At 69.9% G+C, this 12,652-nt stretch carries 13 protein-coding genes and 1 riboswitch; of the genes, 3 read left to right on the top strand and 10 right to left on the bottom strand.

All coding sequences use genetic code 11. The features are described from left to right. Window positions 1-31: 31 nt before the first annotated feature. Entirely contained in the window at window positions 32-427 is a 396-nt protein-coding gene (locus tag Psi02_RS24000; protein ID WP_203977866.1) for a hypothetical protein, read from the bottom strand. Between the two features lie 123 nt (window positions 428-550). Here Psi02_RS24000 and Psi02_RS24005 point away from each other — a divergent pair, with 123 nt between their 5' ends. Beyond that, window positions 551-1,117 carry a TetR/AcrR family transcriptional regulator C-terminal domain-containing protein gene (locus Psi02_RS24005; protein WP_203977868.1) on the top strand — a complete coding sequence of 189 codons (567 nt, stop codon included), beginning with the start codon at window positions 551-553 and terminating at the stop codon, window positions 1,115-1,117. A 382-nt stretch (window positions 1,118-1,499) separates the two neighbouring features. Continuing rightward, window positions 1,500-1,700, top strand: a complete 201-nt coding sequence (locus tag Psi02_RS24010) for a DUF5999 family protein (RefSeq protein WP_203955371.1) — start codon at window positions 1,500-1,502, stop codon at window positions 1,698-1,700. Here Psi02_RS24010 and Psi02_RS24015 read toward each other — a convergent pair. Next, on the bottom strand, window positions 1,687-2,283 hold the full coding sequence (locus Psi02_RS24015; RefSeq protein ID WP_203977870.1) for an alpha/beta hydrolase family protein: 597 nt from the start codon (window positions 2,281-2,283) through the stop codon (window positions 1,687-1,689). The genes Psi02_RS24010 and Psi02_RS24015 overlap by 14 nt on opposite strands. Before the next feature lie 93 nt (window positions 2,284-2,376). On the opposite strand from Psi02_RS24015, the gene Psi02_RS24020 reads away from it, so the two are divergent. After that, entirely contained in the window at window positions 2,377-2,751 is a 375-nt protein-coding gene (locus Psi02_RS24020; protein WP_203977872.1) for a hypothetical protein, read from the top strand. Here the strand turns inward: Psi02_RS24020 and Psi02_RS24025 are convergent. The 8 genes from Psi02_RS24025 to clsA form a co-directional block, all read right to left on the bottom strand. Then, the gene (locus Psi02_RS24025) at window positions 2,729-3,274 is read right to left on the bottom strand and encodes a hypothetical protein (protein WP_203955368.1); all 546 of its coding nucleotides are present in this window, start codon (window positions 3,272-3,274) and stop codon (window positions 2,729-2,731) included. The two genes, Psi02_RS24020 and Psi02_RS24025, sit on opposite strands and share 23 nt — an antisense overlap. A gap of 131 nt (window positions 3,275-3,405) precedes the next feature. After that, on the bottom strand, window positions 3,406-6,231 hold the full coding sequence (gene gcvP, locus Psi02_RS24030; RefSeq protein ID WP_203977874.1) for an aminomethyl-transferring glycine dehydrogenase: 2,826 nt from the start codon (window positions 6,229-6,231) through the stop codon (window positions 3,406-3,408). A 179-nt stretch (window positions 6,232-6,410) separates the two neighbouring features. Then, window positions 6,411-6,501, bottom strand: a riboswitch (glycine riboswitch). A 74-nt stretch (window positions 6,502-6,575) separates the two neighbouring features. Continuing rightward, window positions 6,576-7,193 (bottom strand): MerR family transcriptional regulator, encoded by a 618-nt coding sequence (locus Psi02_RS24035; protein WP_203955366.1) that lies wholly within the window; start codon window positions 7,191-7,193, stop codon window positions 6,576-6,578. A gap of 143 nt (window positions 7,194-7,336) precedes the next feature. After that, a complete protein-coding gene (locus Psi02_RS24040; RefSeq protein ID WP_203955365.1) occupies window positions 7,337-7,807 on the bottom strand; it encodes a bifunctional nuclease family protein in 471 nt (156 codons plus the stop codon). Window positions 7,808-7,883: 76 nt separating this feature from the next. Further along, window positions 7,884-8,540 carry a transcriptional regulator FtsR gene (ftsR, locus tag Psi02_RS24045; protein WP_203977876.1) on the bottom strand — a complete coding sequence of 219 codons (657 nt, stop codon included), beginning with the start codon at window positions 8,538-8,540 and terminating at the stop codon, window positions 7,884-7,886. 19 nt (window positions 8,541-8,559) lie between these two features. Continuing rightward, complete coding sequence (locus Psi02_RS24050; RefSeq protein ID WP_203883930.1) at window positions 8,560-9,063, bottom strand: FHA domain-containing protein; 504 nt, start codon at window positions 9,061-9,063, stop codon at window positions 8,560-8,562. 511 nt (window positions 9,064-9,574) lie between these two features. Then, window positions 9,575-12,079, bottom strand: a complete 2,505-nt coding sequence (locus tag Psi02_RS24055) for a mannose-1-phosphate guanyltransferase (protein ID WP_203977878.1) — start codon at window positions 12,077-12,079, stop codon at window positions 9,575-9,577. A gap of 2 nt (window positions 12,080-12,081) precedes the next feature. Beyond that, window positions 12,082-12,648 (bottom strand): cardiolipin synthase ClsA, encoded by a 567-nt coding sequence (gene clsA, locus Psi02_RS24060; RefSeq protein ID WP_239095104.1) that lies wholly within the window; start codon window positions 12,646-12,648, stop codon window positions 12,082-12,084. Window positions 12,649-12,652: the final 4 nt, after the last annotated feature.

A 12,652-nucleotide genomic window follows, 5' to 3' on the forward strand; every position in this document is an offset into this window, starting at 1 on the left:
GCCGGAAAGAACAGTCCGGTACGGCCCCCGTCTAGCGGGCGGCGGCGGAAGCCCGCGGAACGCGGGCGATGCCGGTCAGCCGGTGCTCCTCGCGCAGCGTGCGGAGGCGGTTCACCTCGGCGGTCCACTTCGCCCCGTCGGGGGTGGCCCGGGCCTTGCGCCGCGCGATGCGGTCGTCATAGGCCTTCTCCCCCAGCGTGACCCGCTGCACCGCCTCGGCCGCGCGCAGCGCCTCGGTCAGGGCGCGGTCGAAGTCGATTCCCGCCGCCCGCAGCTCCTCCACAGAGGCGCCCCCGGCCCGCTTGGCCCGCAGCGCCTGCTCGGCCTCCCTCGCCCTGTCCAGCAGAGCTCCGAAGTCGCCACCGAGCTCCTGGTCGGCATGGTAGCGGTCCGCCTCACGGCTCACCCGCCGACGGAAAATCGCCATCGTCAGCCCCTCCAGATCGAACAAACCATCGCTGGCGGTAGCGTACGCGCTCCTCACGGGGTCTCGCACACCAGGGTGCGGCGCGCTTTACGAAGTAAGGACGCGTGTGGCAGCATGATCGATATGCCTGCCAAGCGACCACCCGTCCCGCTGTCCCTGGAACGCATCATCGACGCCGCCCTCCACATCGCCGACGGGCAGGGCCTGCGCAGGCTCACCATGCGCCGACTGGGCGACGCGCTTCAGGTCGAGGCGATGGCCATCTACCACCACCTGCCCCGGGGCAAGGACGCGCTCATGGACGCGCTGGCCGAGCACGTCACCGCCGTCCAGGTCGGCCCGGAGGGTCTGGACGGCTGGCAGGACAGAGCCCGCGCCTGGGCCCGCGCGAGCCGTACGGCGCTGCTCGAGCATCCGGGGGTGTTGTCCCTCGCGCTGACCAAGCCGCCCAAGGGCTCGGCGCTGATCGCGATCAGGGAGCAGACCGAGCAGCTTCAGGAGGCCGGACTGGGCGACGCCGGCGAGGCGGTCCGCGCACTGCGCGCCTACGTGTTCGGCAGCGTGGCGGTGGAGGTCCAGCAGTCCGGGTGGGCCGATCCGGACGCGACGGTGCAGCACGCCAGGACCGCGGACGGCGAGCGGGAGTTCCAGCACGGCCTCGACGCCCTCATCGCCGGCCTGGAACGATGATCCGCAGGTCAGAGGGCAAAAAACCGACGAACCACGCAGAACGCTCAGCGGATCAAAAGAAATGGTAATCAGTCAGTTACCAGACGGACGGCGTGTCGAGGTTGGACCGTTATCGTCCATGGGGCAACCTTGTGTTACAAGTCACATCAGCGAGGCCGGTCCACTCAGTCCGCACGCGGGCCCCCCACCCGGACCGGCGATATCGTCCGAACGGACTATGTCATGCCGATGTGACCGGCCAGCAAACTGGTGAAGTCCACAAATACGTCAACCCCGAAGGCTCGCCCCCCGTACAAAAGAGGGAAGGAAGACATCGGTGACGGCCACCACCGTCCGCCGGTGAACGACCACGAGCGATCGATAAAGACACGGAGCCCCGGCGATGTGCCCTCATGACCCGGCCTGTCCCCACGCGGACGCGAAGGACCGAGAAGCCGCCCGCACGATAGCGACGCACCCCGAGCAGGGATGGAGCCTGCTCTGCAACGGTGTCGTGCTGTTCGAGGACACGGGAGAGCTCCTGCCGGACGGAGGCGTGATCGCTCCCCACCGCCCCACCGACATGGCCGTCAACGCAGCCTGAGCTCCAGCAGCCACCCGGCCACCTCCTCGCCCACGCGGGCGGGATCCCTCTTCAGATCGTGACCCTCTCCCGCCAGGACCACCAGTCGCGCCGCGTCGGCCGCGTCAGGAACGCCGAACGGGTCCCGGTCTCCGTTGATCACCAGTACGTCGGTTCCCGCCTGCCGCAACTCCCCGGCCCGTGAACGCTCGGGCCGGCCCGGCGGGTGCAGGGGGAACGCGAGCGCGACCACCGCGCAGGCCCCGACCGCCGATGCCGTACGGCAGGCCACCCGGGCCCCGTTGCTCCGGCCGCCCTGGACGAGCGGCAACCCCGGCCGGCTCTCCCGCAACCCCGCGACGACGCTGACCCACGCCTCGTCCTGCTTGACCGCGGACCCCGGCGCCCGCGCGCCCCTGAGCCGGAACGGCTGGACCACCCGCGCCACGGTCCCCCCGATGGCCAGCACGGCGTCCCGTACGGCGAGCAGGTCGGGCGCGTCCACTCCCCCCGCCGAGCCGTGCGTCAGCACGAGCAGCAGCCGGGGATCGGCGGCCTCGTCGATCTCGACCCGCGCGGGACCGTGCGGTGTGGCGACGTCCATGCAGGTGACCGTACCGGCTCCGACTTTCGCAGGACGGGCGACCCGTCCGGAGGGAGGATGGCGCGCGGCCCGCGCTACGGCCACAATGTGATCGTGCCCGATAACCCCTCGCAGCAGCACACGACGTCCAACGCCACCCGGCAGGATCTTCGCGCCGTCATCGCGACGCGCCGGGACCTCGGCCCGGACTACGAGGACGCCCTCGTCGACTCGTTCCTCGACAAGCTCGACGTCGAGATCGCCGCACGCGTCCGGTCGGAGGTGGCCGCGCAGACCGCCGGGATCGCCAAGGACACCCACCGCGGCAAGGACACCACCGTCCCCGTGGCTCTCGGATCACTCGGCATCGGCATCCCCCTCACCGCCATCGCGTCGAGCAACGCGGGAGGCGCCGGTCTGCTCCTCGCCTGGGCCGGGATCATCTGCGTCAACGTGGCCTACGCGCTCAGCCGCCGGTCGAGTCGCTGACGACGTCGCCCGTCACGGGCCGGACGTCGCGGTTGAGGCGGAGCCGGACCTGCTCGGCGAGCACCTGGTCGGGGTGATCGAGACCGTAACGCCAGACCGTCTCGGCGTCGGCGTCGCGGCCTCGCAGCGGCAGCGTGCGGGCGAGCAACTCGATGGCGAGCGCCCCCGTCTCCGCCTCGCCGTCCTCCCAGCGGCCCTCCTCGACCGCTCCGGCGAACTGCCCGCAGGCCATCTCCAGATGGGCGATGCCGAGGAGCACCCGCAGGCGCGCCACATCGGTCACGGCGGTGACGGACAGGGCCTCCAGCAGGACGTCTGCCGCCTGCTCCGGCTCCCCGTCCGCCAGCAGGTCCGCCGCCATGCGTTCGGCGACGACGGACAGCCCCTGGGCCGCGTCGGCCTGGTCGGGGCCTTCGGCGTCCGAGGCGAGCTCCGCGAAGATCGCCGCCGCGGCGTCGAGATCACCGGTCTCGGCTAGCCGGCGGGCCTGGTCGATCGGCCGCCCGGGGTCGATGGCCGTCATGAGGGGGGCCTCACAGGGATGAGGAGGGGTGGGGAACGATCAGCAAGATCTTAACGACCTGTGCCCCGGTGCGGGAGTGACATGCGCAACTGGTCCGCCACCATGCCGTTCCCCTGCCCCCCTTCGGCCGCTCAGTCCTCGTACGCCTCGAGCGGCGGGCACGAGCAGACCAGGTTGCGGTCGCCGTAGGCCTGGTCGATCCGGCGGACCGGAGACCAGTACTTGTTGTCGCGCAGCGAGGGCAGCGGGTAGGCCGCCTCCGCCCTCGTGTACGGGTGCGACCACTCGCCGGAGACCAGGGAGTCCGCCGTGTGGGGCGCGTTCCGCAGCGGGTTGTCCACCCGGTCGTACTCGCCGGAGGCCACCCGGGCGATCTCCGCGCGAATGGCGATCATCGCCTCGGCGAACCGGTCGAGTTCCGCCAGGTCCTCGCTCTCCGTGGGCTCGATCATCAGGGTGCCCGCCACGGGGAAGGACATGGTCGGCGCGTGGAAGCCGTAGTCGACCAGGCGCTTGGCCACGTCGTCCACGGTGACCCCGGTCTCCTTGGTGATCTGCCGCAGGTCGACGATGCACTCGTGGGCGACCAGGCCGTCGCGTCCGGTGTAGAGGACCGGGTAGTGCGGCGCGAGCCGCCTGGCCAGGTAGTTGGCCGACAGGATCGCCTGCTCGGTGGCCTGCCTGAGCCCGTCGCCGCCCATCATCCGCACGTACGCCCAGGAGATCGGGAGGATGCCCGCCGAGCCGTACGGCGCGGCCGACACGTGCGCGGGGAGGTGGTCCGCGAGGTGGGCCTTGACCGCCACGGGGCCGACGCCGGGGCCGCCGCCGCCGTGCGGGATGCAGAAGGTCTTGTGCAGGTTGAGGTGGGACACGTCCGAGCCGAACTCGCCGAGCTTGGCCAGGCCGACCAGCGCGTTGAGGTTCGCGCCGTCGACGTAGACCTGTCCTCCGGCCTCGTGGACCCGCGCGCAGATCTCGACGATGGTCTCCTCGTACACGCCGTGCGTCGAGGGGTACGTCACCATGATCGCGGCCAGCGCCTCACGGTGCTTGTCGATCTTGAGGGAGAGGTCGTCCAGGTCGACGTTGCCGTCGTCGTCGCACGCCACCACGACGACCCGCATGCCCGCCATGACGGCGCTGGCGGCGTTCGTGCCGTGAGCGGACGACGGGATGAGGCAGACGTTCCTGCCGGCGTCCCCGCGGGAGCGGTGGTAGGACCGGATGGCCAGCAGCCCGGCGAACTCCCCCTGGGAGCCGGCGTTCGGCTGGATCGACACCCGGGCGTAGCCGGTGATCTCGGCGAGCCAGCCCTCGAGGTTCCCGATCAGCTCCAGGTACCCCTCGGCCTGCGCGTCCGGCGCGAAGGGGTGGATCCCGGCGAACTCCGGCCAGGTGATCGGCTCCATCTCGGTGGTCGCGTTCAGCTTCATCGTGCAGGAGCCCAGCGGGATCATCGAACGGTCGAGCGCGATGTCCTTGTCCTGGAGCCGCCGGAGATAGCGCAACATCGCGGTCTCTGACCGGTAGGAGTGGAAGACCGGGTGGGTCATGAACTCGGAGGTCCTGACCAGGTCGCCCGGCAGGGCGTCGGCCGTCGCCCGGTCGAGGTCGTCCACCACGACGCCCTCGCAGCCGAAGGCCCCCCACACCGCGTTCAAGTGGGCCGTGGTCGTCTTCTCGTCGCTGGCCACGGCGACGTGGTCGCCGTCCACCCGGCGGAGGTTGATCCCCCCGGCGGCCGCGGCCGCTACGACCTCGTCCGCCCGGCCCGGCACCCTGGCGAGCACCGTGTCGAAGAACTCGTCGTGCACCACCTCGACGCCGTTGTCCCGCAGGCCGGCGGCGAGGATGGCCGCGTGCCGGTGGGCGCGCTGCGCGATCCGCCGCAGCCCGTCGGGCCCGTGGTAGACCGCGTACATCGACGCCAGCACGGCGAGCAGGACCTGCGCGGTGCAGATGTTGCTCGTCGCCTTCTCCCGGCGGATGTGCTGCTCACGGGTCTGCAGGGCCAGCCGGTAGGCCGGGCGCCCGTCGGCGTCCACGGACACGCCGACCAGGCGGCCGGGCATCTGCCGCTGGAGCCCCTCGCGGACGGCCATGTAGGCGGCGTGCGGGCCGCCGAACCCGAACGGGACGCCGAAGCGCTGCGTGGAGCCGACGGCGATGTCGGCGCCCAGTTCGCCCGGCGAGGCCAGCAGCGTCAAAGCCAGCAGGTCGGCGGCGGCCACCACCTGAGCCCCCTGAGCGTGGGCCCGGTCGGCCAGCGCGCGGAAGCCCGCGAGACGGCCGCTCGCCCCCGGGTACTGCACGAGCACCCCGAAACACTCGGGCAGGTCACCCGCGAGGTCCGACTCGACGAGCGTGATCCCGAGCGGCTCGGCGCGGGTCGCGAGGACGGCCTTGGTCTGCGGCAGCGCCTCGGCGTCGACCACGAAGACGTCGGCCTTGACCTTGCTCGCCCGGCGGGCCAGCGTCATGGCCTCCGCGGCGGCCGTGGCCTCGTCGAGGAGGGAGGCGCCCGCGACGTCGAGGCCGGTCAGGTCCGTCACCACGGTCTGGAAGTTGAGCAGCGCCTCGAGCCGCCCCTGCGAGATCTCCGGCTGATACGGGGTGTACGCGGTGTACCAGCCCGGGTTCTCCAGCACGTTGCGGAGGATGACGCCGGGGGTGATCGTGTCGTGGTAGCCCAGCCCGATCATGGAGGTGAGCACCTTGTTCCGGCCGGCGAGGGCGCGCAACTCGGCGAGTGCCTCCTGCTCGTTCACGGCATCGGGCAGCGCCATGGCGGTCGCCGTCCTGATGGCCCCGGGGACGGCCATCGCGACCAGATCGGCCACCGACTCATAGCCGACGGCCTGCAACATCCGCGCCTGTTCGGCGTCGGACGGACCGATGTGGCGGGTCGCGAAGGGCGGAGCGGAAAGATCGCGGAGCGGGGACCGATCGGTCATGACAGGGGCCTCCTGGGCGGGTCGAGACCAGCGCGCGCCGTACCTTCTGGCACGGCCCGTCGTCTTGCGGTCTCCCCCTCTGTCATCGGACCTGAGAGCTTCACCGGGCGATCGGCATGCCCGGCTTTCCCCTTCGGTGAGGCCCCACCTGGCTTGGTGCGCCTGCTTTTCAGAGTCGCCTCGTCCGTGCGGTACCGGTTACCTGAGAGATTCCGGGGAGGTTGCTCCTTCGGCGCCCCTGGTCAAAGGGGACTCTCCCGCACGAGGTCATCAGCCAGACCAACTCTACCGGCTACCGGAATGGGCGGTGACGCCCCTATGGTCCTGATCGGCGGACCGGTTCGTCAGCCGGTCTTGCGGGCCTTCCTGCGGCGGGCCAGTTCGTCCGCCGGATGATCACCCTCCGCATCGGAGGCGCTCTCCGCGCGCTCACTCGGAAGCTCGGCGAGCGACCCCTCCACCTCACGCCAGACCCTGCCCAACGCGATGCCGAAGACGCCCTGACCACCCTGGAGCAGGTCGATCACCTCATCGGCCGACGTGCACTCGTAGACGCTGACGCCGTCGCTCATGAGCGTGATCTGCGCCAGGTCGTGCACCCCGCGATCACGCAGGTGCTGCACGGCGGTGCGTATCTGCTGGAGGGAGACGCCGGTGTCGAGGAGTCGCTTGACCACCTTCAGGACGAGGATGTCGCGGAAGCTGTACAGGCGCTGCGATCCCGAGCCCTGTGCGGCTCTTATCGTGGGCAGCACCAGCTCGGTGCGCGCCCAGTAGTCCAGTTGCCGGTAGGTGATACCGGCCGCCGCGCAGGCCGTGGGACCGCGGTAACCGACGTCATCGGGCAGAGACGCGGGCTGCTCGTCGAACAGCAGACCCTGCTCGCCGGCACGCTCGCGTGCCGCCTGCCGGACCGGATCATGTTGTCCGGCCGACTTACCCTCGCCGCTGCTGACCGCCACTGCGGACCTCCGGCTTTCTCTCATCCCACGGTCTGATCTGGGGGTTCGTGAATTACAACCGTGGTTTCCCTTGCACCGTAGGACCGGGGCCATCCTCAGTCAACGACCCCGTCCGGCGCGTCGTGAAGCGCAATATCCCGAAATCAACCCGCACGGCCGAAGTCTTCCGGGGTGATGTTGTCCAGGAACTGGCGGAACTTCTCCACCTCGTCCTCCTGGTCGTCCGGCATGCTCACGCCTGCCTCCTGGACCACGTCCTCGCTGGCGTAGATCGTCGCCCCCGTCCGCAACGCCAGCGCGATCGAGTCCGACGGACGTGCGCTCACCTCTACGCCGTTGGAGAACACCAGGTCGGCGAAGAAGATCCCATCACGGAGGGCGACGATGTTGACGGTGCGCAGACGCACCCCCAACGCCTCCAGCACGTCCCTGAACAGGTCGTGGGTCAGCGGCCGGGGCGGCGGTTCCTCCGCCTGCGCCAGCGCGATGGCGGTCGCCTCGGTCATGCCAATCCAGATCGGCAAGTACCGATCACCGCTCGTCTCCTTCAGGAGAACGATCGGCTGGTTGGAGGGCATCTCAACGCGAACCCCCACGACCTCCATCTGCAACACGGGCGACTCCGTCTCAAAGCGTCGCGGCATATCACCAGGCATTCAACGTAACACCGCGACGGAGCGAATGAGCCGGTCACCGTCCCAGAACGCCGCGAACACTGCCACGAAGTAATGCGCTGTGCAATTTCTGGAGAAGTCCGGAGATCTCCCGACCTGTCTCGCCCGCCTGATCGATCGCCCCGGGCGCGCGGCGCCGCAACAACGGTGCCACGGCCTGCTCCACGAGGCCGGCCTCCCGCTCCACGACCGCCTTGACGGCCCGCAGATGCCGGGGATGCAGGCCGAAACGCGCCAGCTCGGCGACGTTCCTGGCCACATCCAGCGCGTCGGCGTCGTAGCGGCGCGCGACCGCCACGACCAGCCCGAAGCTCTCCATCTCGGCGAGAGTCTCGTCGTCGATGCCCGCGGCCTCGAGCAGTTCCTCCCTGCTCAGCCGTACGGCAGGGATCTCGGAGGACACGTCGCGCGGACGGGTGGCCTGCTCCTCCAGATGATCCTTGATCACACGGAGGGGAAGATAGTGGTCACGCTGCGCGGTCAGGATGTAACGAAGGCGCTCCACGTCGTTGTGCGTGAACTTGCGGTAGCCCGAGGGGCTCCGCTGGGGCTCGATGAGCCCCTCGCCTTCCAAGAACCGGATCTTGGAGATCGTGACGTCGGGGAACTCGCCCTGCAGCAGGGCGAGCACCTCCCCGATGCTCATGAACGCCCTTACGGCCTGCGCGCCCATGACTCCACCTCCTCACCGATCACGGTCCTCCAGGGCCACGTGTGAGGAACACCAGCCGGAACTTCCCGATCTGCACCTCGTCGCCCCCGGCGAGCGGGAACTCCTCGATCCGCTCACGGTTGACGTAGGTGCCGTTCAGGCTTCCGACATCACGCACGGTGAACTGGCCACCACGCCGGTAGAACTCCACGTGCCTCCTGGACACGGTCACATCGTCCAGGAAGATGTCGCTTTCCGGGTGACGACCCGCCGTAGTGAGGTCACTGTCGAGCAGAAAACGACTGCCCGCGTTCGGCCCGCGCATCACCACCAGCAGCGCGGTCCCCGGAGGCAGTTGCTCGAGGGCCGCCCTGTCAGGCAGCAGCGTCTGCCCGAGCTCCGCCTCGATCGCGTCAAGCGAGATCGTCGAGGTGGTGTCGGGTGCGACGGGCGCCGGAGCGCTCAGCGGCGAACCGCATCGTGAACAGAAACGGGCATCCTCGGGGTTGGCATGACCGCACTGCGTGCAGTAGACGCTGGGCATCGATCGGCTCGGCCTCTCTCACGACTTGCTCAGACTGCGAATGCCGCAACTTACGCTGATCAGGGACAAAGGTCAAGAAGCGTCGCTGGGCGTGGACTGCCCAACGCTACAGCCCCCAGCCGTCCATGGTCCATCCCGCCACACGCGCCCATGGCCGCGCCTCCGGCACGGCAGGTTCTGTGTTCCCTTGCCTCGCCTCCGGCTCGGCGGGTTCGGGGCGCCTTAGAGGCCGGGTCTTCCCTCGTCACGTCCTCGCTCGTTCCTCGCTGCGGGCGTTCCTCAGTCCAGATCCCGGCCGCGCCCCTCACGCTCCACGTCGCTCATGCGCTGACCTCGTCTTCCACAGCCGTTCTGGGCCCTCACGGGCTTGTGAGGGGCGCGGCGGTGCCTGGACTGAGGAGTGAGCGGGGAGCGAGGCACGAGCGACCCCGAAGGACGAGGGAAGGCTCCGCCTCAAGGGCGCCCCGAGCCCGCGCGAGTGGAGCGAGCGCCATAAACACTGTGATCAATCTCATTGGGAGCCGGCGGCCTGTTCCACCACGCGGGCCCATCGTTCGAGGATGCCCTGGGCGCTGTCGACGTCGTGGCCCTCGGCCCACAGGTGGGTGACGGCCTCGGACGGGTCGGGCAGGACGAGGGCCCAGCTGCCGTCGTCCTCGACGACCCGCACCCCGTCGGTGGTGTCGATCCTGTGGCCCTCCGCGGCCTCGACCACCGAGCGCATGACCGCCCCCTTGTGGGCCCACGGCGTCGGCACGGTCCGTTTGAGCAGCTTCGCCTCCGGGATGCGGGCGTCGATCTGGCTGAGGGACAGCCGGGTCCGCGCGACCAGGCCGAGCAGCCGGAGGAACACCGCGAGCCCGTCCACCGTCGGGGCGAACTCGGGCACGATGAAGCCGCCACGCCCGTCGCAGGCGAAGATCATGTCGGGGTGCCGCGCCGCCGTCGCGAGCGTGTCCACGCCCGTGGCGGTCCAGTCGACCTGCACGCCGTGGAACCGGCAGACCATCTCGGCGACCCGCGTCGTCGTGACGGGGAGCGCGACCCTGCCTCCCCTGCGCTCGGCCGCGACCAGGTCGAGCACTACGAGGAGGGCCCGCTCCTCGCTGATGAGCTGACCCATCTCGTCGACCAGGGACACCCGTTCGCCCACCGGGTCGAACCGTACGCCGAAGGCCGCCCTGGACGAGGCCACGAGCTCGGCGAGCCGCTGGAGGTCGCGGCGGCGCTCGGCGAGGCTCTCCGTGGGCGAGACGTCGTCGAGGCGGTTGTTGACGGTCAGCACGTCGACGCCGGCGCGGCCGAGCAGGCTGGGCAGCACGAGCGAGGACGTGCCTCCCGCGCAGTCGACCACGACCTTCATCTCGGCGTCCTTCACGCCGGTCATGTCGATGCAGCGCAGCAACTCCCGGGCGTAGGTGTCGACGGCCCTCGCGGGGAAGGTCAGCTCGGCGATCTCCCCGGGGAAGGCCCGGCGGTACTCCTGGCGTGAGAAGACCCTCTCCAGCTTCCGCTGGGCCGCCTGGGACAGATCGGCCCCGGACTCGTCCATGAACACGATGTCGACGCTCTGGGGGTCGCCCGCGGTGGTCCGCAGGGCGATGCCGCCCCGCACGTTCTCCCTGGAGGTGTTGAACCGGGTCACCGGCAGCGCGGCGGCCTCCAGGTCGACGACGTTGATGGCGCTGGAGTTGAGCGCGCTGATCACGGCCCGCTTGAGCGCCCTGGCGGCGCGGGAGGCGTCGCGGGACGTGACGACGGTGTCGCCCTTCCTGAGCGTGGTGGCGTAGGCGCTGGCCAGCCGTACGCACAGCTCGGGGGTGATCTCCACGTTGACGAGGCCGGAGACGCCGCGGGGACCGAACAGGCTGCGCTGGCCGCGCGACTCCCAGATGACGCTGGTGTTGACGACCGCGCCGGCCTCGATGGTCTTGAACGGATAGATCTTCACGCCGGAGGAGACGTAGGCCTCGGCCTCGATGACGCACTCGTCGCCGACGACGGCGTTCTCCTCGATCCTCGCGCCGGTCATCACGTCGGTGTTCTTGCCGATCACGCAACCCCGGAGGTGGGCCGCCGGGCCGACGTAGACGTTGTCGCTGACGACGGCACGGTGCAGGAAGGCCCCCTCCTTGACCACCGCGTTGCTGCCGAGGACGGTGTATTCGCGCAGTTCGGCCCCGGCCTCGACCTTGGCGTAGTCGCCGATGTAGAGCGGGCCCTTCAGCACGGCGTCCGGGTCGACGGAGGCGCCCTCGGCGGCCCAGACACCCGGTGCGAGCTCGAACGCGTCGAAGTCGACCCTGACCTTGCCCTCCAGGACGTCGGCCTGGGCCTTCAGGTAGCTCTCGTGGGTGCCGACGTCCTCCCAGTAGCCGTCCGCGACGTACCCGAACAGCCGTTGCCCGCTCTCGAGCAGCTTGGGGAAGACGTCGGACGACCAGTCGACGGACTGTCCCGGCTCGATCTGGTCGAGGACCGAGGGCTCCATGATGTAGATGCCGGTGTTGACGGTGTCGGAGAACACCTGGCCCCATGTGGGCTTCTCCAGGAAGCGCTGGATCCGCCCGTTCTCGTCGACGATGATGATCCCGAACTCCAGCGGGTTCGGCACGCGCTTGAGGCCGATGGTGACCAGGGCCCGGTTCTCCCGGTGGAAGCGGAGCATGTCGGTCAGGTCGATGTCGGTCAGGGCGTCGCCGGAGATGACGAGGAACCGGTCCTCGCGGAGTTTGTCGGCCGCGTTCTTGACGCTGCCGGCCGTGCCGAGCGGGATCTCCTCGGTGGCGTAGTGGAGGCTCATGCCGAGCTCGTCGCCGTCGCCGAAGTAGTTGCGGATCAGGGCGGCCAGGAACTGGACCGTGACGACGGTCTCGGTGTACCCGTGGCGCTTCAGCAGCCGGAGCACGTGCTCCATGATCGGCCGGTTGATGATCGGGAGTAGGGGCTTGGGCTGGTTGGCGGTCATCGGCCGCAGCCGTGTCCCCTCCCCGCCCGCCATGACGACGGCCTTCACGGTCACCCCTTCGTTAGGTGGCGCACCTGTACGACATACAACACCCCCGCCCACCAATACAGACCAGTTCCCCAGATGGCGAAGGCCCATCCGAAGATCGTGGAGATCTCCGCGTACCAGCCGTCGTGGGAAGCGAGGAAGAGCAGCGGGAAGGCGTACATGAGGGCCGCCGTCGCCGCCTTGCCGAGGAAGTGGACCGGCAGCGCCGGGCCGTACCCGTGGCGGCGCAGGACCGGGGGGACCCACAGGAGCATGACGTCGCGCAGCGGCACCACGAGCGCCAGCCACAGCGGGATGGCGTCGCGCAGCACCAGTCCGACCAGGGTGGCCAGGATGTAGAGCCGGTCGGCGAGCGGGTCGATCAGGCGGCCCAGCTTGCTGGTCTGCCCCCAGGCGCGGGCGAGCTTGCCGTCGAGCCAGTCGGAGAACCCGGCGAGCATCAGCAGCAGGATGGCCCAGCCGTCCTCGTGGGGTCCCAGAACGAGCCAGAGGAAGACCGGAACGCCGAGTAGCCGCAGTGCGCTCAGCAGGTTGGGAACCGTGTAGATCCGGTCCTCGGCAGCGTCCACGCCC

The organism is Planotetraspora silvatica (assembly GCF_016863315.1).
In the GTDB taxonomy this organism is placed as follows: domain Bacteria; phylum Actinomycetota; class Actinomycetes; order Streptosporangiales; family Streptosporangiaceae; genus Planotetraspora; species Planotetraspora silvatica.

Coding starts and splice junctions, on each gene's coding strand:
- Psi02_RS24050 (WP_203883930.1), bottom strand. CDS start 9,063: ATGCCCAGCGTCTACTGCACGCAGTGCGGTCATGCCAACCCCGAGGAT.
- gcvP (WP_203977874.1), bottom strand. CDS start 6,231: ATGACCGATCGGTCCCCGCTCCGCGATCTTTCCGCTCCGCCCTTCGCG.
- Psi02_RS24010 (WP_203955371.1), top strand. CDS start 1,500: ATGTGCCCTCATGACCCGGCCTGTCCCCACGCGGACGCGAAGGACCGA.
- Psi02_RS24000 (WP_203977866.1), bottom strand. CDS start 427: ATGGCGATTTTCCGTCGGCGGGTGAGCCGTGAGGCGGACCGCTACCAT.
- Psi02_RS24005 (WP_203977868.1), top strand. CDS start 551: ATGCCTGCCAAGCGACCACCCGTCCCGCTGTCCCTGGAACGCATCATC.
- Psi02_RS24025 (WP_203955368.1), bottom strand. CDS start 3,274: ATGACGGCCATCGACCCCGGGCGGCCGATCGACCAGGCCCGCCGGCTA.
- ftsR (WP_203977876.1), bottom strand. CDS start 8,540: ATGGGCGCGCAGGCCGTAAGGGCGTTCATGAGCATCGGGGAGGTGCTC.
- Psi02_RS24015 (WP_203977870.1), bottom strand. CDS start 2,283: ATGGACGTCGCCACACCGCACGGTCCCGCGCGGGTCGAGATCGACGAG.